Annotated in this window: 18 protein-coding genes; 10 read left to right on the top strand and 8 right to left on the bottom strand. The window is 50.8% G+C overall.

Annotated features, from left to right (window positions below):
• Nucleotides 1-14: 14 nt before the first annotated feature.
• The 4 genes from C0068_RS07200 to C0068_RS07215 form a co-directional block, all read right to left on the bottom strand.
• Nucleotides 15-1,079: a succinylglutamate desuccinylase/aspartoacylase family protein gene (locus C0068_RS07200; RefSeq protein ID WP_103683819.1), complete on the bottom strand. Its 1,065-nt coding sequence runs from the start codon at nt 1,077-1,079 to the stop codon at nt 15-17.
• 10 nt (nt 1,080-1,089) lie between these two features.
• Entirely contained in the window at nt 1,090-1,995 is a 906-nt protein-coding gene (gene rimK / locus C0068_RS07205; RefSeq protein ID WP_103683820.1) for a 30S ribosomal protein S6--L-glutamate ligase, read from the bottom strand.
• A 60-nt stretch (nt 1,996-2,055) separates the two neighbouring features.
• Complete coding sequence (locus tag C0068_RS07210) at nt 2,056-2,508, bottom strand: ATP-dependent zinc protease family protein (RefSeq protein WP_103683821.1); 453 nt, start codon at nt 2,506-2,508, stop codon at nt 2,056-2,058.
• A 142-nt stretch (nt 2,509-2,650) separates the two neighbouring features.
• Nucleotides 2,651-4,099 carry a coniferyl aldehyde dehydrogenase gene (locus tag C0068_RS07215; protein ID WP_103683822.1) on the bottom strand — a complete coding sequence of 483 codons (1,449 nt, stop codon included), beginning with the start codon at nt 4,097-4,099 and terminating at the stop codon, nt 2,651-2,653.
• Between the two features lie 104 nt (nt 4,100-4,203).
• Between C0068_RS07215 and C0068_RS07220 the strand changes: the two genes are divergently transcribed.
• A complete protein-coding gene (locus C0068_RS07220; protein ID WP_103683823.1) occupies nt 4,204-4,911 on the top strand; it encodes an SIMPL domain-containing protein in 708 nt (235 codons plus the stop codon).
• A 200-nt stretch (nt 4,912-5,111) separates the two neighbouring features.
• On the opposite strand, the gene C0068_RS07225 is transcribed toward C0068_RS07220, so the two are convergent.
• The gene (locus tag C0068_RS07225) at nt 5,112-5,897 is read right to left on the bottom strand and encodes a DUF2889 domain-containing protein (RefSeq protein ID WP_103683824.1); all 786 of its coding nucleotides are present in this window, start codon (nt 5,895-5,897) and stop codon (nt 5,112-5,114) included.
• 132 nt (nt 5,898-6,029) lie between these two features.
• Here C0068_RS07225 and C0068_RS07230 point away from each other — a divergent pair, with 132 nt between their 5' ends.
• The 4 genes from C0068_RS07230 (at nt 6,030) to C0068_RS07245 (ending at nt 10,011) form a co-directional block, all read left to right on the top strand.
• Complete coding sequence (locus C0068_RS07230) at nt 6,030-6,422, top strand: DUF4345 family protein (protein ID WP_103683825.1); 393 nt, start codon at nt 6,030-6,032, stop codon at nt 6,420-6,422.
• Complete coding sequence (locus tag C0068_RS07235) at nt 6,415-7,215, top strand: DUF4126 domain-containing protein (RefSeq protein WP_103683826.1); 801 nt, start codon at nt 6,415-6,417, stop codon at nt 7,213-7,215. The genes C0068_RS07230 and C0068_RS07235 overlap by 8 nt, the downstream gene beginning before the upstream one ends.
• 231 nt (nt 7,216-7,446) lie before the next feature.
• Nucleotides 7,447-8,313 (top strand): OmpA family protein, encoded by an 867-nt coding sequence (locus C0068_RS07240; RefSeq protein WP_103683827.1) that lies wholly within the window; start codon nt 7,447-7,449, stop codon nt 8,311-8,313.
• Nucleotides 8,314-8,373: 60 nt separating this feature from the next.
• On the top strand, nt 8,374-10,011 hold the full coding sequence (locus C0068_RS07245; protein WP_103683828.1) for a ShlB/FhaC/HecB family protein: 1,638 nt from the start codon (nt 8,374-8,376) through the stop codon (nt 10,009-10,011).
• A 6-nt stretch (nt 10,012-10,017) separates the two neighbouring features.
• On the opposite strand, the gene C0068_RS07250 is transcribed toward C0068_RS07245, so the two are convergent.
• Nucleotides 10,018-10,527, bottom strand: a complete 510-nt coding sequence (locus C0068_RS07250; protein WP_103683829.1) for a MarR family winged helix-turn-helix transcriptional regulator — start codon at nt 10,525-10,527, stop codon at nt 10,018-10,020.
• Nucleotides 10,528-10,658: 131 nt separating this feature from the next.
• On the opposite strand from C0068_RS07250, the gene C0068_RS07255 reads away from it, so the two are divergent.
• Entirely contained in the window at nt 10,659-11,879 is a 1,221-nt protein-coding gene (locus C0068_RS07255; protein ID WP_103683830.1) for a multidrug effflux MFS transporter, read from the top strand.
• A 24-nt stretch (nt 11,880-11,903) separates the two neighbouring features.
• Here the strand turns inward: C0068_RS07255 and C0068_RS07260 are convergent, their stop codons facing one another.
• Nucleotides 11,904-12,782: a LysR family transcriptional regulator gene (locus C0068_RS07260; RefSeq protein ID WP_103683837.1), complete on the bottom strand. Its 879-nt coding sequence runs from the start codon at nt 12,780-12,782 to the stop codon at nt 11,904-11,906.
• A 124-nt stretch (nt 12,783-12,906) separates the two neighbouring features.
• Here C0068_RS07260 and C0068_RS07265 point away from each other — a divergent pair, with 124 nt between their 5' ends.
• From C0068_RS07265 to C0068_RS07285, 4 genes are all read left to right on the top strand, one after another.
• Nucleotides 12,907-13,680, top strand: coding sequence for a ferredoxin--NADP reductase (locus tag C0068_RS07265; protein ID WP_103683831.1), 774 nt, complete (start codon nt 12,907-12,909; stop codon nt 13,678-13,680).
• Between the two features lie 228 nt (nt 13,681-13,908).
• Nucleotides 13,909-15,054: an alpha/beta hydrolase family protein gene (locus tag C0068_RS07270; RefSeq protein WP_103683832.1), complete on the top strand. Its 1,146-nt coding sequence runs from the start codon at nt 13,909-13,911 to the stop codon at nt 15,052-15,054.
• 405 nt (nt 15,055-15,459) lie between these two features.
• Nucleotides 15,460-15,846 (top strand): MAPEG family protein, encoded by a 387-nt coding sequence (locus C0068_RS07280; protein WP_103683834.1) that lies wholly within the window; start codon nt 15,460-15,462, stop codon nt 15,844-15,846.
• A gap of 5 nt (nt 15,847-15,851) precedes the next feature.
• Complete coding sequence (locus C0068_RS07285; protein ID WP_103683835.1) at nt 15,852-18,605, top strand: CehA/McbA family metallohydrolase; 2,754 nt, start codon at nt 15,852-15,854, stop codon at nt 18,603-18,605.
• A 53-nt stretch (nt 18,606-18,658) separates the two neighbouring features.
• On the opposite strand, the gene C0068_RS07290 is transcribed toward C0068_RS07285, so the two are convergent.
• Nucleotides 18,659-19,534, bottom strand: a complete 876-nt coding sequence (locus C0068_RS07290; protein ID WP_103682565.1) for an IS982 family transposase — start codon at nt 19,532-19,534, stop codon at nt 18,659-18,661.
• Nucleotides 19,535-19,617: the final 83 nt, after the last annotated feature.

A 19,617-nucleotide genomic window follows, 5' to 3' on the forward strand; every position in this document is an offset into this window, starting at 1 on the left:
GGCTTTATTTTTGTTCACCCCGCAATCGGTGGATGGTCGTCGTACTCATCTGCCGTTGGATAAACCTCTGGTTCAAATGCTTCTCTAAAGGCATTGACCTGTTCTAGTGCTTCTTCAATATTGGCTTTGTATTTTGCAATGTGAAAGAGTGCGTCGCCTTCATACACAAGCGGTAAAAATGTTCGGCCGATGACGATGCCGTCGTCGCTGGCTAGTATTTTTACGTCTGAGCTATTGTCGCCCATTGGGTCGGAAATCAGTGCTAGTACATCGCCTTTACTTACAAAGGCGCCCAGTGGAACGAGGGCTCTTAGTACGCCGCTACTGGTTGCGCGAAGCCATGTGGATTGCCCAGTGATCATGCTGCTGCGTTTGGGCTTTTTACTTCGCGACGCCGGTAGCATGCCAATTTGGCGCATAACATTGAGTATGCCGCTTACCCCAGCGCGAATGGCAATTTCGTCAAAACGAAGGGCTTCGCCGGCTTCGTAAAGCAAGACTTGGATATTGCTTTCACTGGCGATTTCTCGCAGTGAGCCATCCCGCGTTGCCGAGTGCAGAATAACCGGCGCGCCAAAGCTTTCCGCCATGGCTAGGGTGGATTTGTCTTTTATGTCGGCGCGGATCTGCGGTAGATTGCTGCGGTGTCTGGCGCCGGTATGTAGGTCGATACCGTGGGTGCATTTCAGCACAACTTCATTGAGGAAGGTGTGGGCCATGCGTCCCGCGAGTGAGCTTTTGGGCGAACCTGGAAAAGAGCGGTTTAGGTCGCGGCCGTCGGGAAGGTAGCGGCTATTATTTAAAAAGCCGTGAACATTTACGATAGGTATGGCCAGCAGGGTACCGCGCAGTGAGCGCAGGGCTTTGTGCTGGAGCAGGCGGCGAACAATTTCGACGCCATTAATTTCATCGCCATGAATGGCTGCGCTCACAAATAGCGTCGGGCCGTCTTTGCGACCACGCACCGCTTTTACCGTCATCGATAATTCGGTGTGGGTGTATAGGTTCGCCACTGGCAATTCAATTTGTTGCCGAGAGCCGGCGATGATATCAACGCCGGCGATAGTTAGTTTTTGCATGTTTGTGTTTTCAGCCCGTTCCTCGGGTTTTATTTTTATTCGGTCCGGCATTTTCTTCAATAAATTTTACAATTTCGGCGGCGACATTTTTCTTGCTGGCCGTTTCGATGCCTTCGAGTCCTGGCGATGAATTCACTTCCATGACGAGCGGGCCGCGCGATGAGCGCAAAATATCTACACCGGCAACATTGAGTCCCATAATTTGCGCTGCTTTTACTGCCGTTGCGCGTTCCGCTGGGGTAAGGCGTGTTAGCTCAGCGGTGCCGCCGCGATGCAGATTGGAGCGGAATTCGCCGCTGGCTGCGGTGCGCTGCATAGCCGCAACGACCTTTTTACCAATTACCAGGCAGCGCACGTCGGCGCCACCGGCTTCTTTAATAAATTCTTGAACTAGGAAGTCGGCCTTTAATTCGCGGAAGGCATCGATGACGCTCTCTGCAGCTTTTGCTGTTTCTGCCAGTACAACGCCGCGACCTTGGGTGCCTTCTAGCAGTTTGACAACAACGGGTGCGCCGCCAACTAATTTAATGAGTTCTTTGGTGTTGTGAACGTCATGGGCAAAGCTGGAAATTGGCATGCCGACGTTTTTACGCGAAAGTAATTGCAGGGCGCGCAGCTTGTCACGGGAGCGGCCAAGGGCGACCGATTCGGTCAGGCTATAGGTGCCCAGCATTTCAAATTGGCGGATAACGGCCAAACCATAGGGCGTAATTGAGGCGCCGATGCGGGGAATAATGGCGTCGAAGCCTTCAAGTTTTTCGCCTTTGTACCAAACTACTGGCTCATTGGAGCTCAGTTCCATATAGCATTTAAGGGTGTCTAGCACTCGCACTTCGTGGCCACGTTCAGTGCAGGCTTCAACCAGACGGCGGGTGGAGTAGAGACGTCTGTTGCGTGACAGTATTGCAATTTTCATTATGACGGTATCTCGCGGTTGTGTGGGGCTGGCGGCGGTGTGCTCTGATCCATCCAGACCTTAAATAGTTCCCGTTGCGCGCGGGGGTTTCTGGCTTGCGCAGTAAGATCGGCCAGGGTCGACGGTGTAGCGGTTTTTCATTGCAGTGCGCCCTAGTAGCATGCGGAACATCATCTGTGAGCGGTCTGCCAGAGTCACCTCTGCGGTGAATTGCTCGCTGCCGATGTTGATTGTGGTCTCTATAACATAGCGCATACTGCGGTGACCGCCAGAGTCGGTGACTTGGCGATAGTCTTTTATGGGGGCGCGGCAGTGCAGGGGGGCATCTGTTTGATGTTGCAGCGGCTGCACCTTGAACTCAACCCACTGTTCGCCGTCGACGGTGATGGTTTGAATATCAATAGCGTGTAGCGAGGAGCTGCGTGCACCAGTATCAATTTTTGCTTTGATGCCGCTTATTCCCAAATCGGGCAGACTAATCCATTCGCGCCATCCTAGTATTGTCTGTGCCAAACGCTACCTCTATGTATTCAGACCTTAAGGTTGCCAGCATAGCGGCTTAGATTGCTAGGGAATAGCGTTGTGAGGGAATTTTTGTGTGTGGCAGCGACGGCATAGGAGATCGCCGTTGCTGTCTAGTGTCGCCTTGGGACGTTTATTTTCTGATCATTGTGTTTAGGGTTTTATCGCATTTCTCGCCGTAGGGGGGCAACATGCCGCCTAATTTTTGGAAATTGACGTTACTTTGCTTATACACCGCCTTGGCGTGACTGAAGGTTTTAAAGCCGTCGTGGCCGTGATAGCTACCCATACCGCTGGGGCCAATGCCGCCAAAGGGCAGGTCTTCGCAGCTAACGTGGAAAATCACGTCATTGATGGTCACTGCGCCGGAAGTCGTTGAGTCCAGTATGCGGCGTTGCTCGGCATTGTCTTTGCCGAAGTAGTATAGCGCCAGCGGCCGTGGGCGGGCGTTTACATAGTCAATGCACTCGCTGACCGCAGTGTAGGTCTTAATACACATAATGGGACCGAATAATTCCTCTTGCATGACGAGCAAGTCGTCGCTGGGATTGACGATGAGCGTGAGCGGAATTTTATGAGTGCCCTGCTGCTGGTTGAAGTCTTCGTTGGCGGGGTTGATCTCGCGGATATCGGCGCCTTTTTGGCGGGCGTCTTCTAAATAGCTCATCAAACGCTGGTAGTGACGCTCGTTTACCACCGAGCTGTAATCTGGGTTTTCGCGCAAGGTGGGGAAAAGATTACAGATATAGCTGCTTGCTGCGGTGCAAAAATCGTCGAGTTGGTCTTCAGGTACAAAAACATAGTCGGGCGAGAGGCAGACTTGGCCAACATTGAGGATTTTGCCGGCAAAAATGCGCTCGACCGCCTCTTGTAGAGGGTAAGTTTTGCTGACAATAACCGGCGACTTGCCACCTAGTTCTAGGGTGACGGGGGTGAGGTTGTCTGCGGCGGCGCGCAGAATATGACGTGCGATGCTGGTCGCGCCGGTAAAAATTATGTGATCAAAGGGCAGTGCGGCAAAGCTAGCACCTACATCGGGCCCGCCGTTGAATACCGCGACCTCGTCGCTGGAAAAATATTTCGCCGTTAAAGTTTCTAATAAGGCGCCGGTTTGCGGTGTGACTTCTGAGCATTTGATCATTGCACGGTTCCCGGCAGCGAGCACGCCAGCCAGTGGTGCAAAAACGGTATTGAGTGGGAAATTCCAGGTTCCGATAATCCCGATAACGCCCTTGGCTTGGTACTCTACCTTGGCCTTGGCGCCCATTAAATTCATGGGGAATGGCGCTTTACGCTTTTCGGTTTTCATCCATGATTTAAGATGCTTTTTGCTGTGTTTGAGGCACTCAATGGTGGCGTAGATGTCAGACATCAGGGACTGGTGGCTGCTGCGGTGGCCAAAGTCCAGCGCCAGGGTTTCTACAATGGCGTCGCGGTTATCGAAAATTAGGTCGATGGCGCGTGAGAGCCGGTCGATCCGCAGTTCAGCACTTGCTGGGCCCTCGGTGATGCAAAGCTTGCGCTGGTTTGCTAGCGTGGCGCTCATGGCCGACATAGCGGAACTGTCATTGAGATTGCTCATAGTATTCTCCCTGTTGCTTTTGTTGTAGGTATGGCTGTGATGGGGTGGGTATGTGGTTTGGCTGAAAGCAGCCTGGTCTTTATAGATAAAAAAGGAATGCGTAGATGAAAAACCGAGTAGCTAGTATTTTGGGCCGCCAAGTGGCGTTTGTATTGTGTGCTTTGCTGCCGATGTTTGCCGCAGCCGCCACTTTGCCTGACTCGCCACATGTGGTGGTGGCCGCGCTTGGCGAAGTAGAGGCGATGCCAGATATTGCCAAGCTGCAGCTGCAAATTTCTGAAACCCGCGACACCGCTGTTGATGCGAAAAACCGTGTCGATGAAAGAACCGCGCGGGTACTGACGGCGGTGCGGGAGCAGGGTGTGCCGGATGCCGACATCCGTGCCTCGCAGATTCGTATTTATCCCGATTACGAGTGGCAGGACGGCAAGCGTATGCTGCGCGGTCAGCGTGTTGAGCGCAGTATCGATTTGACCCTGACGGATTTGAGTCGCTATGGCGCGGTGCTTGACGGCTTGGTGCAGGCGGGTATTACCGAGTTGGGCAATGTGAGTTTTGACTTGTCTAACCGCGACGAACTGATGGCGCAGGCTGTTCAGGCGGCGATGGCCAATGCTAACGCCAAGGCGGCAACCCTCGCGGCGGGCTTCGGTCGCCGAGTGGCGGGTGTTTATCACATTGATGAAGGCACTAGCGGGCCGATCAGGCAAGAGCGTATGGTGATGATGGACGCGAAAATGAGTGCGGCGCCGATGTTGCTTGGCAAAGAAACCGTGAGTGCCAGTTTGAATGTGGTGTTTTTGCTGAAGTAAAGGCTCGTTCGCTGCGGGCTTGGCACTGAGAAAGTGTCGGCCATAAAAAAAGCACCCAAAAAATGGGTGCCAAGCGGGGGTGCTACTATGGAGACCGTTGATAATGGGCTTAGTCATTAACGATGGTCTTAGATTAGCGCCAGCCGCATACGGAATACATTCGTAATTATGCGTACATAAATCACGTTTTGCGCAGTAGCTCATATTAGGGTCGGATCGCGAAAGGTGAGCAGTTCTTCGGGGCAGTCACTAAAATCTCGGGCACTGTCAGCGGTGCGCTTGGCTTTCTCGATTTGTGGCGAACTGTAGCTGTAGCAAACACCTTGCATGACATCCGCGTGTTCTAAGGCGGCCTGCCCCGCTTGGGTGTTAATGTTGTAGCGGCGGGCGCTAGAGACAAAATACCCCTTTTGCAGCGCGAAGGCGGCTTCTTTGAGGTCGCCGCTAAATTCGGCGCTGGCCCACTTGCTAAAGCCCTTGTACAAGACTTTTCCCGCTAGGTTTTCTGGCGCCGTAATTTCCCAATTGCATGCTTCCCAGCGGTGGCTTAGCTCGCCGTTAAGGTATATTTCTGATCGCGCGGCTTCGTCGCCAATTTGATCCTCTATGCAAATGTCATAAAACCACTCTGTTTGCTGCCTGCGCGCGTGGCGAATTGCCATCAGCACGAGGTCTAGCAAATGGGTGCAATTGCCACCGGCATCGGTGTGGGGAATGAGGTCTTGAATGTCCTCACACAGCGGCAGCCCAATGAGCTTGCGGATGGGCTCGGAGGCACCTGGACAGGTGTCAAAGGGGATTCGCAGTACGTCGCTGTCGATGTTGGTGACATAATGGCCGTCGTGGCTAACAGTGCAGCGAAAGGCGTGGTTGGTGTCTTCTAGCTCACCGCTAACAGTATTGCCGATATTTGTTAAGCGGATGCGACGCCGATAGCGGCCTCGGCCGTAATTCGGGTTTTTGGGGTAGTCTTCTTCCGCGGGCATACGTGTCCTCCACAATAGGCTACGATATTAGCGACTTGGCGGGCAAAGAGAGTGACCGTAGCGGTCTATTTCAGTGACGCTTTCGGTCATTGCTGAGGGGCGCGTGCATCTAATAACAATGTGGTGGGGTTTATGGTTATCTTCTTAATTTACTTAATGCTGAGCTGGTTTGGGATTGGCGCATGGCTAATTTTTGATCCCGCCGCCTTGGAGTCCTATGCGGGGGTGGCGGCTTTAACGCCAACCGGCGAAACTGAGCTGCGGGCCATGTACGGCGGGATGGAATTGGCAATTGGCGGCGCGGCCCTGCTGGCTTTGTTGCAGCCGCGCTGGCGCTGTCATGTGCTGTTTTTAAACGGTGTGGTGGCTGGCGGGATAGCCGGTGGCCGCTTGGTGGGAGTTGCACTTGCAGGCAATATGTCGGTATATACCTTATCAGCGTTGACCTTTGAGTTGAGCACAGTGGTGATATGCTTGCTATTAGCTCGTCGATTGCAGCGAAGCGGAGAATCAAATAATGGATGAATATCAGCAGTTAATTGGAGTGATATCCCTGACGATGGGGGTGGCATGGGCGAGTGGTCTCAATCTCTATGCCGCCATCTTGGTACTGGGTTTTGGCGGTTCTACCGGCGGTATTGAGCTGCCGGAAAATTTACAAATTGTGCAAGATCCGGCAGTAATGCTGGCGGCGGGCCTAATGTATGCGGTTGAGTTTTTTGCCGACAAGGTACCGGGCGTAGATACTGGCTGGGATGCCTTGCACACCTTTATTCGAATTCCGGCGGGGGCCTTGCTTGCCGCCAACACCGTTGGGGACGTGAGCCCCGCACTGCAACTTGCCGCCGGTATAGTTGGTGGCTCGGTTACCTCGGTAACGCATGCGGCCAAGGCCAGTACAAGGGTGATGATCAATACCTCGCCAGAACCTGTAAGTAATTGGCTGGCGTCTATTTCCGAAGACGTCGCCGTGTTTGGCGGGCTATGGGTAGCCTTAAATCATCCGGTCTTGTTCTTGATCGCTTTTGTTGCCTTCTTGTTTTTACTTATTTGGTTACTACCTAAATTGTGGCGCGGTATTGCGCGCATCTTCCGCAAGCTTGGTCAGTGGCTGGGCCTTGTAGAGGAAACCCGAGAGGCGATAGAGGATCCGACAGCGCCTGCGAGCTCGCCGCTGTCGCCATCCAAAGACGCACCGCGCAAAACCTTGGTGGAGGCTTTGCAGGGTTTAGAAGCAATGCACAAGTCTGGCGCCCTTAGCGATGTGGAGTTTGAGCAGGCTAAGGCATCGGTGATTGCTGAACATCAGTTAGCCTAGTTGTTTTGGCCGAGGTGGTCGCGGTCATCTCGGTTTCACTTTCTAGCGTATCTTTTTGAAGCAGATCTCAGCATGGCGTCGCTCTTGGCCTTATGCTGAGATCTTTAAAGGGAGCGCTATCGCGAACAAACGTCATGCTTCATTTTGTTAAATACGATTTAATCTACGGCTGAATGATATTCTCACGTCACGCTAATGTCCGCGGTGGCGATTAGGAGTTAAGTTGTCTACATGTTAGGAAAAAAACCGAATCGCAAATTAATTGCCGCCTTATTCTTAGTGGCGGCCTGTATTAGCGCACCCACGCAGGCGGGGATATTGCTCGCGGTACTGACTAAAACCGGTCTTCTTGCGATTGTGACGCCAATAACAACGGCGGTAGGTATCGATTTAGACGATACCTTGGTCACGGTAGACGGTGTTGTGACCGAGGTACTTGGTGGTGATTTAGCGGGCGGGGAGTTGAATCTGTCCGAACAGGAGGAGATGGATTTACGTGGTATGGACACCCCTGTCACAAACGCGGCGGCGAATCTTTTACCCCAGACCTTTGCAGCGGCGCCAGCAGATGATCAGCCCGCGTTGATTCCGCTGCTTAACCTCGACCCGGAGTTTGTCGTTGGTCAAATACAGTCGCAGGAGTACCGTTGTTCAGATGCTGATGGCGACGGGGTCTGTGATCAAGATGATCAGTGTTTGAAAACGCCAGCTGGCAAAAAAGTGCTTGCGAATGGCTGCTACCTTGACGGCCCGCGTGGGGTGGTGTTGGAAGGTGTTTTCTTTGAGAACGACAGCAATCGGCTCAGTCTTCCCGCCCAGCAAATTCTTCGTGGTGTTGCTGATGCCATCAAGCAGTCGTCGGCCAGTCTATTTGAAGTGGGCGGTTACACCGACGACGCCGGCGATGCAGAATACAATTTACAGTTGTCAGCTAGTCGCGCCGCTGCAGTGCGTGATTACTTATTGAGTTTGGGCATTGCTAAGTCGCGGCTGCAGGTTAGGGGCTACGGCGAAAGCTCTCCGAGGGCAGATAATACGACGCCGGAAGGCAGGGCGATGAACCGCCGTGTAGAACTGAAAATCGTAAACCCTAGCTAGTAGCAAATACCCTTGGGGTGGCTTTGCCCCGCTATAAAACGAAGATTTAGGAGAATGTGAATGGCAATTGATCTGCCACCGGTTATGCCGCCACAGTTGGCGACGAATACCCAGATTGAAGCCGCCGGTAGAGAGAGTGCAGAGGCGATAACTGCGGTGGTGGCAGGTATTACTATGCGGGTTGTTGGCAATAAATATTTATCCCCTGCACGAGTGTCGGCAATACTGTCCGCTGCGGAAACACCGTCTGCGGCTATCACCACCTTGACTCGGCGCTACTACAACGCAGGTTATTTGTTGGTCAGCGTAAATTATTTTCGCATTGACGACACAGTTACTGTGTTAGTGAGTCAATCTGCCGTAAAAGGTTTGCGCGGAAATCCTGCAATTACCGCTCATTTTGAAGGCCTAGTTGGCGATCCAGATTTAAGTTTGGCAGAGTTTGACCGCGCGCGGGTGTTGGCAGATTTGCAGGCCCAGAGAGCGGGGCTTGCCTATAGTATTGCTTATGAGCAGCATTACGATAATCAGGTCATTCTCGATTTCCGCGAAGTGCCGCTAGAAGGCTACGATGCAACTGATGTCGTGCTGGAAATGAATAATAAAGGCAGTCGCTTTCTAGGTCGTTATTTCGGTTTGGCGGGCGTGCGACATCGCTTTGCAAGCGGCACCGAAGCAAGTTTGGCCTATAAGACAATATTTGAAGACTTGGGCGAAGCCGGCGACGGCGATGGTTATCATCAAGTAGATTTCAGCATTGAACATCCATTTACCTTTGGTTTGTACGGTTTGGATTTCACGCGAATTGAATACCAGCGGCATCCGACATTGGCGAGCGCTACATCTGGCGGCCTGCTGGGGATTTGTTTGCCACCTTTATTCAGTTGCACGCCATCGGGAAGTGTTGCGGTAAATCTCGATGCCGAGATTAATATTGCTGCTTTGTCTGGCGAGCAAGTGCTGTACAGCAATCCGGTAAGACGCTGGTCGCTGTTTGAAAAAATCGAATATGTAAGTTCTGAAATTCAAACGGAATTACAGGCGCAGCCCTTACTAGACGAGACTTACCAAACCGTAGAGTTGGGTGGTAAGTATTCTGAGCGTGGTGAATTAGCTAGCTTGCCTTCGTATTTTAAGGCGCAGCTTTCTGTGCGAGGGGGCTTTGGTGATGGCGGCAGTTTAGATTCGGATAGTAGCGACGGTGTTGGCATTGGTCAGCGCTCGGCGGAGTTCATTATGCTGCGCTCCAAGCTTGGTTATAAGTTTGCTTTGGCTGATCACTATGAATTGGCGATGAATTTAGATGCGCAGTTTAGTAATGGCACTCAGTTGCCACAGCAGCAGCAATATGTGCTCGGTGGTATGAATAGTCTCAGTGCCTATTTGCCTGGGGTGTTGATTGGCGACAATGGCTATTTTGTCCATGCGGCGCTAAATACTAAATACCGCGCTTGGGGAATGCCTGTCGAAGCGTCGATCTTTGCCGAGTACGGTGCGACTAATTTCAGCGATGTGTCTGGGGAGCTGGGTATGGAGCAGTCTCTCGCTGATGCCGGTGTGCGTTTTAGCGCCTCTCTTGGTTACGGCTTTGAAACGGAATTCGTTGCAGCAGTGCCGCTGATGGATAAGGTAGTAGATAAGGCCCGCGTTGATAGCTTAGAGTCCGACTTCTTTTGGCGGCTGCGCTGGACGTATTAATTGCTGCTAGTTTGAAAGCTGCTCCTCTTCATCTCGCAGCATCTTGCTCAGTAAATGATCTAATTGATCCTGCTCCTTTGCGGTCAAATTTTGCAGTCGGTCTGCGTGTAACTGCGCGATAGTGTCAACGAGACTTTCAATCAGCTTCTTACCCTTTGGACTCAATTGCACTAATAAGCTGCGACCATCTTCGGGACTTGCCGGCCGCTTTATTAAGCTGACGGATTCTAGGCGGTGAAGAAGTTTGGTAAGGCCGCCTGAACTTATTAGCAGCGCTTTACACAGCTCGGTGGGCGTAATGCGATGGGGCGCTTCCTGTCGGCGCAGAGTGGCGAGCACATCAAATTCAGCCCGCGATAAACTGCAGTCTTTCAAGCCCAGTGCTGTCTGTTTCATAAATACATCACTGGCGCGAAGTATTCTTAAAACAGCGGGCTTGGCTGCGCTGTACATTTCTGGCCAATTTTCCTGTTGTTGACGGCGGAGCTCCTCAATGGTGGTGCGCTTGTCGTCCATGTTTAGTCTCGTGCTTTGTTAGTTTGAAGGCGTAATTGCCACGGCTCGGTTTAGTGAATAATTGGATATTATCTTGCTGGAAAGATAAATTCTAGCTATTATCTTTCTGGAAAGCTAAATACGGAATATCTATGACTCCCGCAATGCCCCCGCTGAGGCTTATTATTTCCCTCGCGCTTATTTTTGCCTTATCGCCATTGGCAATAGACATGTATCTCCCGACGATTCCTGCAATAGCTGGGGAGTTATCTGTGCCTGTGCAAGACATAGCGATTACCGTTAGTCTTTATATTTTAGGTCTTAGTTTTGGGCAGTTTTTTGGTGGCCCGATTAGCGATTATATTGGCCGGCGCCCTGTGTTGTTCACCGGTTTGGCGATATTTGCGCTGGCGAGTTTGATCATCGCCTACACAGATTCACTGCAGGTATTTTGGGCGGCCCGTTTTTTACAGGCTTTGGGCGGTGGTTTAGCTTCGGTGGTTGTGCCGGCGATAGTCCGCGATCATACCGAGGGGCAGGCAACAGCAAAATTGTTTTCGCATATCATGCTAATTACCATTATTGCGCCGGCCATCGCGCCAAGTATAGGCACACTTTTATATAGTGTGAGTGGCTGGCGTATGGTGTTTATTGCATTAGCGGTGTACGCGGTTGCGGTGTCTGTGATGGCAATGATATTTGTTGGTCGCGTTTCTAAAACAGAAGCACCGGTTGTTGCTGCGCCTGTTCAAGAAAGCTTGCTAGCGCGTTATCGTTTTGTGCTGAGCAACGCAACCGCCATGCGTTATTTGCTGTCTCAAGGCTTTGCGTTCGGGGTGATGATGACTTTCGTGGCAAATGCCGCGCTGGTTTACATTGATCAATACGGTGTTACTGAAACCCAATTCTCTATGTTGTTTGCAGCCAATATTGTCATGATGGCGGTAGGGAATAGGTTAAATAATTATTTGCTAAATAGCATTCTGGCCGCACGTATCATGCAAATGGCGCTGGTATTTCAGTGTTTTGCCACCGGTAGTTTGTTATTGCTAAGCGGGTTTATGCCGCCGCTGTGGGTGGTGGTGCCGCTTATTATGTTGGCGGTTGGTTCGCTTAGCGGTGTGATGGGTAATTCGCAAGCTAGCGCTCTGCAGTTTTTCCCCAATCACAGCGGGGTCGCGTCGGCATTATTGGGCAGTGCCCAATACTTGATTGGCGGCGTTGTAAGTGGCGTATCGACTTTATTTTTGAGCGACAAAATGTGGCCGATGACCATTACCATGTTTGTCGGGGCGTTTCTCGCCTGGGTCTTTGTGCCAAAGATTCCGCCGGCACCACTGCAAGCGGATTTTCGTGCTGAGCCTAATAGTTAGTTCAGCAATAGTTGTACACAATATTTAGCTGCTTTTGCAAAGCTCCAGCCAGCGTAATATTCCCTCGCTGCGGTATTTTTGGCGGTGCAAAATAAAGTAGAAATAGCGTTTTAAATCTCGACCGTTTGCACGTAATGGTAGCAGTCGACCGCTGTCGAAGGCGGTTTGCAGGGATAGGGTTGATAGGCAGCCAATCCCCAGCCCGGTCTCAACCGCCCGTTTGATTGCCTCGGTATGCTGCAGTTCGAGGCGGATGTTTAACTCCGGTAGCAGTTCGTGTATTGCGCGATCAAAGGCTTGGCGGGTACCTGAGCCTGCTTCACGCAATATCCACTGGGCTGACAGTAGGTCGGCGTCACTGAGTTCTTTTTTACTGGCTAAGGGATGGCTTGGACTGCAAAAAATTTGCAATTCATCCTCTCGCCAGCGTGTGACTTCTAAATCTGGGTGATGTAACTCGCCCTCTATCAAGCCTATGTCTAGGTCAAAATTTAACACCTGCTGGCTGATGACAGCGGTGTTGGCGACGTTTAATTGCACTTTAGCGGCTGGGTTGCGGTTGATGAATTCCGCCATGATATCTACCGCAAGATAATTACCGATGGTCAGTGTGGCGCCGACCTTGAGTTCTCCGACTTGATCGTGTTTGCGGAATCCCTGTTCCAGTGCCAATGCCTGATCGAGTAGCGCCTCAGCTTGGGGGCGCAGAGCGCGGCCTAATTCGTTTATTTGAAGGCGCTTGCCAATGCGGTCAAATAGTTGAATAGAAAATTGCTGCTCGAGGTCTTTGAGGGCGCTTGAGGCTGCAGATTGCGACATAGACAGCTGCTCCGCCGCACGGGTGATATTTTCGGTGTGGGCGGCGGCAAGAAAGACTTCGAGTTGGCGCAGGGTATAGTACATATTTGCAAAACCGATATCAAAAATCATAATAAGTCATTTTGCCGATAGCATAGACCTCCAGTACAGTGTTCGCAAGTAAGAGCCGCAGCGCAGACGCTGCGCAAATATTGGAGAGAGGTTTGCCATGAGCAATATAGTTTCTGAACGAGTTACCAGCGTCCATCACTGGAACGATACCTTATTTAGCTTTAAAACTAGCCGTGATCCGTCATTTCGTTTTGAAAACGGCCATTTCACCATGATTGGTCTTAAGCAAGGTGAGCGAAACTTAATGCGTGCCTACAGTATTGTGAGTGCTAACTACGAAGAAGAGCTCGAGTTTTTCAGCATAAAAGTGGCTGATGGCCCGCTGACGTCTAAATTACAGCAGATCAAAGTGGGTGATGAAATTTTAATCAGCCGCAAACCGACCGGCACCTTGGTGGCAGACAATTTATTGCCTGGTAAGAATTTGTATCTACTTAGCACTGGCACAGGTTTGGCGCCCTTTATGAGCATCATTAAAGATCCTGAGGTGTATGAGAAGTTTGAAAAGATTGTGCTAGTGCATGGCGTGCGCTACGAGAGTGAGTTGGCTTACCAAGACTTTATTCGCAATCATTTGCCCCAGCATGAGTTTTTTGGCGAATTTGTGCGCGACAAATTGGTTTACTATCCCACGGTTACCCGTGAGAAGTTTGCGAACCAGGGGCGCTTAACCGATTTGATTCGCAGCGGCAAGTTAATGGCAGATGTGGGCCTGCCCACGCTGAACACCGAGGATGACCGCTTTATGATTTGCGGTAGCCCAAGCATGTTGAAAGATACCTGTGCCTTGCTTAATGAGGCGGGTTTTAAAGAAACACGCGGCGGTGAGTACGGCCACTTTGTGATTGAGCGCGCATTTGTAGAACACTAAAGGTCGTATTGTTAAACCCTGTCTAAGCCCCTTCTTGGGGCTTTTTGCTTTGTAGGCCTGTGAATTGTCACTTGCTTACCCCCGTCAAAGAGTCGTTTCTCTTAGCTCAGGCAATGCCTGTGGCGAATTTTATTCACTTATTTATGGCTGGAAATCGGCTTTAAGGTGGAGTCCTGCCGATAGCCTTGATAACTTAGGTATTGGCTTTGGTCTAGGCAAGAGAACGCTATGTTTAAAAAAATCCTACTCTTCTTGGTGGTGTTGCTGCTTGTGGCAGCGGCGTATTTGCAATTTGGACATTTGCCTGAGCCTTTACCGGCGGATACGCAGAGTAGCCAGTGGCTGGAAAAAGGAATTCACGACGTCAGTTATTTCGATGTTGAACTTGTTGACGATACCCGCCCAACGCAGCCGAACGGCGACTACGCCGGCAGTAATGAGCGTCACCTTCAAACTCGCATATGGTATCCGCAAGACTTGGTCGCCCCAGCGCCATTGCTTATCTACAGTCATGGCTTTATGTCTTCTCGCAGTGGCGGAAGTTATCTAGCTGAGCATTTTGCCAGCCACGGTTATATCGTCGCTGCTATGGATTACCCCTTAACGAATATGAGAGCCCCCGGTGGCCCGCTGGTGAAGGATGTTGTTAATCAGCCCGCTGATATTAGTTTTTTAATAGACCAGTTTGTGTCTTGGGATACGGATACGGATACGGGGCATCAGTTTTACGAGCGCGTTGATGAAAAGCATATTGGCGTGCTGGGATTGTCCTTGGGCGGTATGACATCCACTATGGCGGCCTTTCACCCTCGCGACGCAGATTTGCGGATATCAGCGGCGATCTCTATAGCGGGGCCGGTATTTGTCTTCGGACCGGCTTTTTATGAGTCGCGAAACATCCCCTTTATGATGATAGCCTCACCCATAGATGCCATGATTGATTACCAGACCAACGCGGCGACTATTTTGCCGAATGTGAAAGGTGCGCTCCTAGTTACTATGAATGACGCTTCCCACACCGGTTTTGCTGCCCCCGGTCGCTATTTGCGATGGTTAGATAATGCCGACCTTTTGGGTTGCAGTATGGTGACTCGCGGCTTAGAAAAGACCGCCGATGAGCTGTGGGCGAGTGAGATTGGCAGTCCTGAAGAGGGTGTCTTGGTAGTGCCGCAAACCGCGCTGTGTACGACAGACCCACTGCCGCCAGCAATGAACCCTATTCGTCAGCAATGGCTGACAATTTTGGCGGCCTTCCCTTTCTTTGAATCACAATTTGCCTTGAGTGAATTGCGCCGCAAGGAAGCTAGCGATTATTTACTAAATACATACCCCAGCGAAATTCCCGAGGTGAGCGTGACGCGAGCCGCTAAGTAAGTGCGGCGTTAGTGTTTGAGGCTATGAGTGAGGTCGGTGGGCGGCTATATTAATGGTGCGTAGCTAATACTACTGGTTTAGCTGCGATGAGCTAGGTTATAAAACGAGTACTTAAGGAGCCTCTGCACAACCGGGTAATATCTCAGCGGAGTCTTTGGGGCGTACTGGCAAGGCGACGCGCGAGGATCAAGGCTGGTTGTCCTTGATGAGTGCGGCAACGCCGTCCAGTGCGCCCCAAAGGCCCGCCCTCTGGGGCTTTGCCTTAAAGCGCTCAGCTGCGTTGACGTTACTTGAAAGGCAGCCAGCCTTCCTGCATAACGCCGCCTTGCTGAGCGCTTTAAGGCAAAGCCTGAGGTATCAACCGGTTGTGCAGAGGCTCCTTAATAATAATTGATAGGTGAGAATATGACGGTCGCTTTTTGGTGTGTGTTTATTGCGTGTTTGCTGCCGATAATTACGGCATGGGCTTGTGCTTATTTTCGCGGTAAGCAGTTTGGAAAAATTGACAATAAGCACCCCCGTGCACAGTATGCGCAGTTGGAGGGGGCTGGGGCCAGGGCCTATGCCGCGCAGCAAAATGCTTGGGAAGCCCTGCCTGTGTTTACCGCTGCGGTGCTAGTTGCACATTTGGCTGGGGTAGATCCAAGTAAGTCGGCAATTGCGGCCGAAGTGTTTATTGTTGCGCGAATTTTGTACCCCGTTTTTTATATAGCAAATAAAGATGCGCTTCGTTCATTGGCGTTTATTGTTGGCTTGGGTGCCTGTATCGCATTGTTTATTATGGCGGCTTAAAACGAATGATTGCAGTGATGCAAAAGCAGATACGGATATTGTGTTTGTTACTGGGCTTGGTTCTGTGTGTTAGCGCAATGGCGAAAACAGAGCCAGAGCCCCAAGACGATGACGGTTTAGCCGGTTCGGAGGAATTCTTACCGATAGAAGAACCGCCACCACCGCCGTCATTGTTGCGCGCAGAGCAAATTAAGCCTGAAACCTTTGATAGCTTTCCCCGTGGAGGCCCTGACAGTATTGCGGGGCTTGGCGATTGGTGGCTGTCAAACGGCAAAATTTGTGTGGCGGTGAGTGGGGTGGATCATCACGCAGGTATTGTTGCGGGTGGTGGAACCCTCATTGATGTTGCGCATTGTGAGCGCGGCAATGACCAATGGACTTACGCGAATATTTTAACGGGTTTAGCCAAGGAAACGGCGATTCCGGTTTCCAAAGTCAGTGCTGTCATCGAGGGTGATCACGCCGATATAGTTACGGTTGGTGAGGGTGATGGTATTCGTCAAACCGTTACTTACCGTTTGTTAGAAAATGGCGATGCCCTTGATATTGATGTAAAGATTGAGCGCATTGGCGAGGGCCGCGAAGTACAAATGAGCGGCCTGTTTACGCTCTATTCTCAGCGCGCTTTAACCCCCTTTAGTTTGTCGACTTATATGCCAGATGCGACGCTGGGCTTCCAGCATCCGGCTATAGATCGGAATAAAGTGTCGTCGCTGCTAGGTGGAATGATGCCTAGCGATTGGAATATTTTGGTAGGCGCTGACACCTACGATTCCAAGATCAGCTATGGCGTGCAGCTAGGTTCGGCCGAGTTAATAAAGGCCAATGGCAGTCGCCAATCGCTGCCGAAGTTTTTAGCAGTGTTCCCAGATTACAGCTTACATGGCTGGATGACTCGCCCCCTGTGGTTTCAAAGTGAGCGTTTAACCTGGCTATCCTTATTGCAAAACCAGTTTATGGATTTGGAAAAAGGCGAACAGATGCTCGCTAAATTTAAAGTCTTGCTGGGTGATCGCGCTGATGTTGCCTCGGTTACGGATCAAATTTACAAGGGGCCGCAATTGCGGGGCTATGTGAACAATGCAGAGGTGTCGGTGGCGGTCTGGGATCAGGATGACCGCCCGGTGACGCAGAGCCGCGTAGCTGCAGACGGCAGTTTTAATATTCGCATGCCTAAGCCAGTGCAGTGGGTGAAAATGCAGGCCACTGCTCCATGGGGGCAAAAGATTACCCGCGAGCTATCGTTGGCGGATGCGCGAAGTGATAGCGGTCGCTGGGTATTTCGCAAAAATGGGGCGCTGCGTTTGCCGCGCGGTATTCCCATGAGTATGTATTTCTTTGGTTTTGGCGACACCGCAACCCCAGAATTCGGCAATGATTTACTGGGGTTTACTGAGCAAGGGGTGTCTTTACCGGGCATGCTGCGCCGCAATCGTATTGATTTGGCGGGGGTAGACTCAGACCTAGAGCAAGTCGACTTGCCACCAGGGCAGTACCGAGTTTTAACGGCGCGGGGCTTAGAATTTGACGTAAAAGAATACTTGCTCACGGTTGTTGCCGGTAAAACCAGCCAGCTGCCCATTATTCCCTTGAAGCGTATTTGGCACGGTGGTGATTGGCATTCCGCTGACCTACACGTTCACAGCGGTGCCAGTTTTGACTCGATACTACCCTTCGACGAACGGTTGCGGAGTTTTGTTGCGCAGGGGGCAGAGGTGTTGGTGGCTAGCGAGCACAACCGCCTGATTGACCAGCGTGGGCGGGTAGCCGCAATGGGCTTAGAGGGAAAAGTGCAGGTTATTACCGGCAGCGAATTAACCGGTATGTCCCGTACAGAAAACGCGCCAATGACAGTTGGTCATAGCAATGCGTTTCCCTTGGTCGCCAAGCCAATGGAGTTTGCTGGCGGTATTCCGCCGGTCGAGGCTCGCGCTTTGCGAGAAGTGATTGCGGGTGTGCGCGAGCAAGCCCCCGAAGCACTATTCCAGTTAAACCACCCTCGTGCGGCTAACCCGCTTGATACGGATTTGGCATTTTTTGACCACCTTTCGGTGGGCAAAAGCTATGATCCAGCGCAATCACTTGATAGTGAAAACAATGGCAGCTTGCTGGCCACCGACCCCGCATCAGGTTTTCGCGATATCGATTTTGATGTGCTGGAAGTGCTAAATGGTGCTGAGTTCGCGGTTTATACTCAGATTCGCGACGACTGGTTTTCCTTGCTTAATCAAGGCGCTCGTCGTCCTGCCACCGGTAATAGTGACTCTCACGGACTTCGCAGCGTGGTTGCTGCACCGCGCAACTATGTTTATATCCCGAATTCGAATAAGCAGCTGCCAGTAGATGAAGCCGCCTTTGTTGATGCGGTGCGAGCCGGACATAGCTTTGCGACAACAGGGCCACTATTGGCGGTAACTCTGCGTGATGCGTATTCAGACGTTGGGATGGGTGATACTTTTTCTGGCCGGCATGGTGAGCTGCATGTGCAGATTGATGCGGCACCTTGGGTGTCAGTTGATACGCTGACGGTTTGGGTGAATGGCGCGATTTATCGGCAATTGAAGGTCGTGGCAGGTGACCATAAAGTTATCGAGCTGATTGTTGATTCAGATTCCTATGTGGTTGTGGAAGTTAGCGGAGAGCCTAGCTCGGTATACCGCGCATTAATGCCGGATTTAATGCCGTTGGCCCTGAGTAATCCGATATATATCGACGCAGATGGCAATGGGAAGTGGCGGGCACCTAAGATAATGAACTAGTCTAAGGCTGTGATTGTCATAGTCGACAAATGCTATATGTACCCGTGGTGCATTTAGGAAATGACCACTTTCAGGTTGTTTAATTTATTCCCTTCACGTTGGTTGAACCATTGAATTAATGTGAGGGACGCTATCTTTGTCACAATTCTGCGCGAAATACCCTTGAACGATTTTGCATAATTCCGCCGTATCATGAACTGGTCACAAAGTTGTGAAAACAATGTTTCGATCCGCTTTCTGGCTTTACGATATTTAGCCGGAAAGTCTCTAAACTCTTTCTGGTTCTTTCGCATCGGTGTTTGCAAATTGATACAACTTGATGAAAATAAATCTGTTTGCCAAACTCTGCTCAAATACCCTTTATCGCCAATCAAAACACAATTGTTTAACTGGCCTTCAATATCGTTTAGGTAATGGATGTCATGAACCGAAGCCTTTGATATATCGTACATTTTTAACACGCCACTCGGTGAGCAAACCGCGTGTAACTTATAGCCAAAGTAGCGCATATTTTGTGCTGCACAAAAACCAAAATCTGGCGAGCTAGATTCAAATTCTTGGCAAATTTTACTGCGATTAGATCGACTCATTTTACACACTTCCAATGGCATGCTATCGACAATATTTATATCGTTATCAACATCTAATCGCGTGACAATAGCGCTTCTGATTTCTTCTAATTTAAAACTCAACCTTCGCGCTCTTCTGTTATAAACGGAGCGCTCAATTTTCCCATTGATGCACGCAGGCAGCTGTTTGAACAAAAAGTGTTCTGAATCAATGCCCAGTGTTTCAGCTGCAAGACTGAGCGCGAGTAGCTCCTTATCGCTTAGCTTAGGTGTTCTGATTTGATTCAAAAAATTATCGGCTGGCTCAATTTCGTGCAAAAGAGACAGAATTTTGCTATAAACGCTGTGTAAGTTACTCATCTCGTTACCATTTTTCTCGTAAACTAATGATAACCTCTTTATGAGGGTGAGTAACTTACCTCCTTCCTAAATGCACTACGGGT

It is taken from the genome of Zhongshania marina (assembly GCF_002915595.1).
GTDB classification, from domain to species: domain Bacteria; phylum Pseudomonadota; class Gammaproteobacteria; order Pseudomonadales; family Spongiibacteraceae; genus Spongiibacter; species Spongiibacter marinus_B.

Coding starts and splice junctions, on each gene's coding strand:
- C0068_RS07200 (WP_103683819.1), bottom strand. CDS start 1,079: ATGCAAAAACTAACTATCGCCGGCGTTGATATCATCGCCGGCTCTCGG.
- rimK (WP_103683820.1), bottom strand. CDS start 1,995: ATGAAAATTGCAATACTGTCACGCAACAGACGTCTCTACTCCACCCGC.
- C0068_RS07215 (WP_103683822.1), bottom strand. CDS start 4,099: ATGAGCAATCTCAATGACAGTTCCGCTATGTCGGCCATGAGCGCCACG.
- C0068_RS07220 (WP_103683823.1), top strand. CDS start 4,204: ATGAAAAACCGAGTAGCTAGTATTTTGGGCCGCCAAGTGGCGTTTGTA.
- C0068_RS07225 (WP_103683824.1), bottom strand. CDS start 5,897: ATGCCCGCGGAAGAAGACTACCCCAAAAACCCGAATTACGGCCGAGGC.
- C0068_RS07230 (WP_103683825.1), top strand. CDS start 6,030: ATGGTTATCTTCTTAATTTACTTAATGCTGAGCTGGTTTGGGATTGGC.
- C0068_RS07235 (WP_103683826.1), top strand. CDS start 6,415: ATGGATGAATATCAGCAGTTAATTGGAGTGATATCCCTGACGATGGGG.
- C0068_RS07240 (WP_103683827.1), top strand. CDS start 7,447: ATGTTAGGAAAAAAACCGAATCGCAAATTAATTGCCGCCTTATTCTTA.
- C0068_RS07245 (WP_103683828.1), top strand. CDS start 8,374: ATGGCAATTGATCTGCCACCGGTTATGCCGCCACAGTTGGCGACGAAT.
- C0068_RS07250 (WP_103683829.1), bottom strand. CDS start 10,527: ATGGACGACAAGCGCACCACCATTGAGGAGCTCCGCCGTCAACAACAG.
- C0068_RS07255 (WP_103683830.1), top strand. CDS start 10,659: ATGACTCCCGCAATGCCCCCGCTGAGGCTTATTATTTCCCTCGCGCTT.
- C0068_RS07260 (WP_103683837.1), bottom strand. CDS start 12,782: ATGTACTATACCCTGCGCCAACTCGAAGTCTTTCTTGCCGCCGCCCAC.
- C0068_RS07265 (WP_103683831.1), top strand. CDS start 12,907: ATGAGCAATATAGTTTCTGAACGAGTTACCAGCGTCCATCACTGGAAC.
- C0068_RS07270 (WP_103683832.1), top strand. CDS start 13,909: ATGTTTAAAAAAATCCTACTCTTCTTGGTGGTGTTGCTGCTTGTGGCA.
- C0068_RS07280 (WP_103683834.1), top strand. CDS start 15,460: ATGACGGTCGCTTTTTGGTGTGTGTTTATTGCGTGTTTGCTGCCGATA.
- C0068_RS07285 (WP_103683835.1), top strand. CDS start 15,852: ATGATTGCAGTGATGCAAAAGCAGATACGGATATTGTGTTTGTTACTG.
- C0068_RS07290 (WP_103682565.1), bottom strand. CDS start 19,534: ATGAGTAACTTACACAGCGTTTATAGCAAAATTCTGTCTCTTTTGCAC.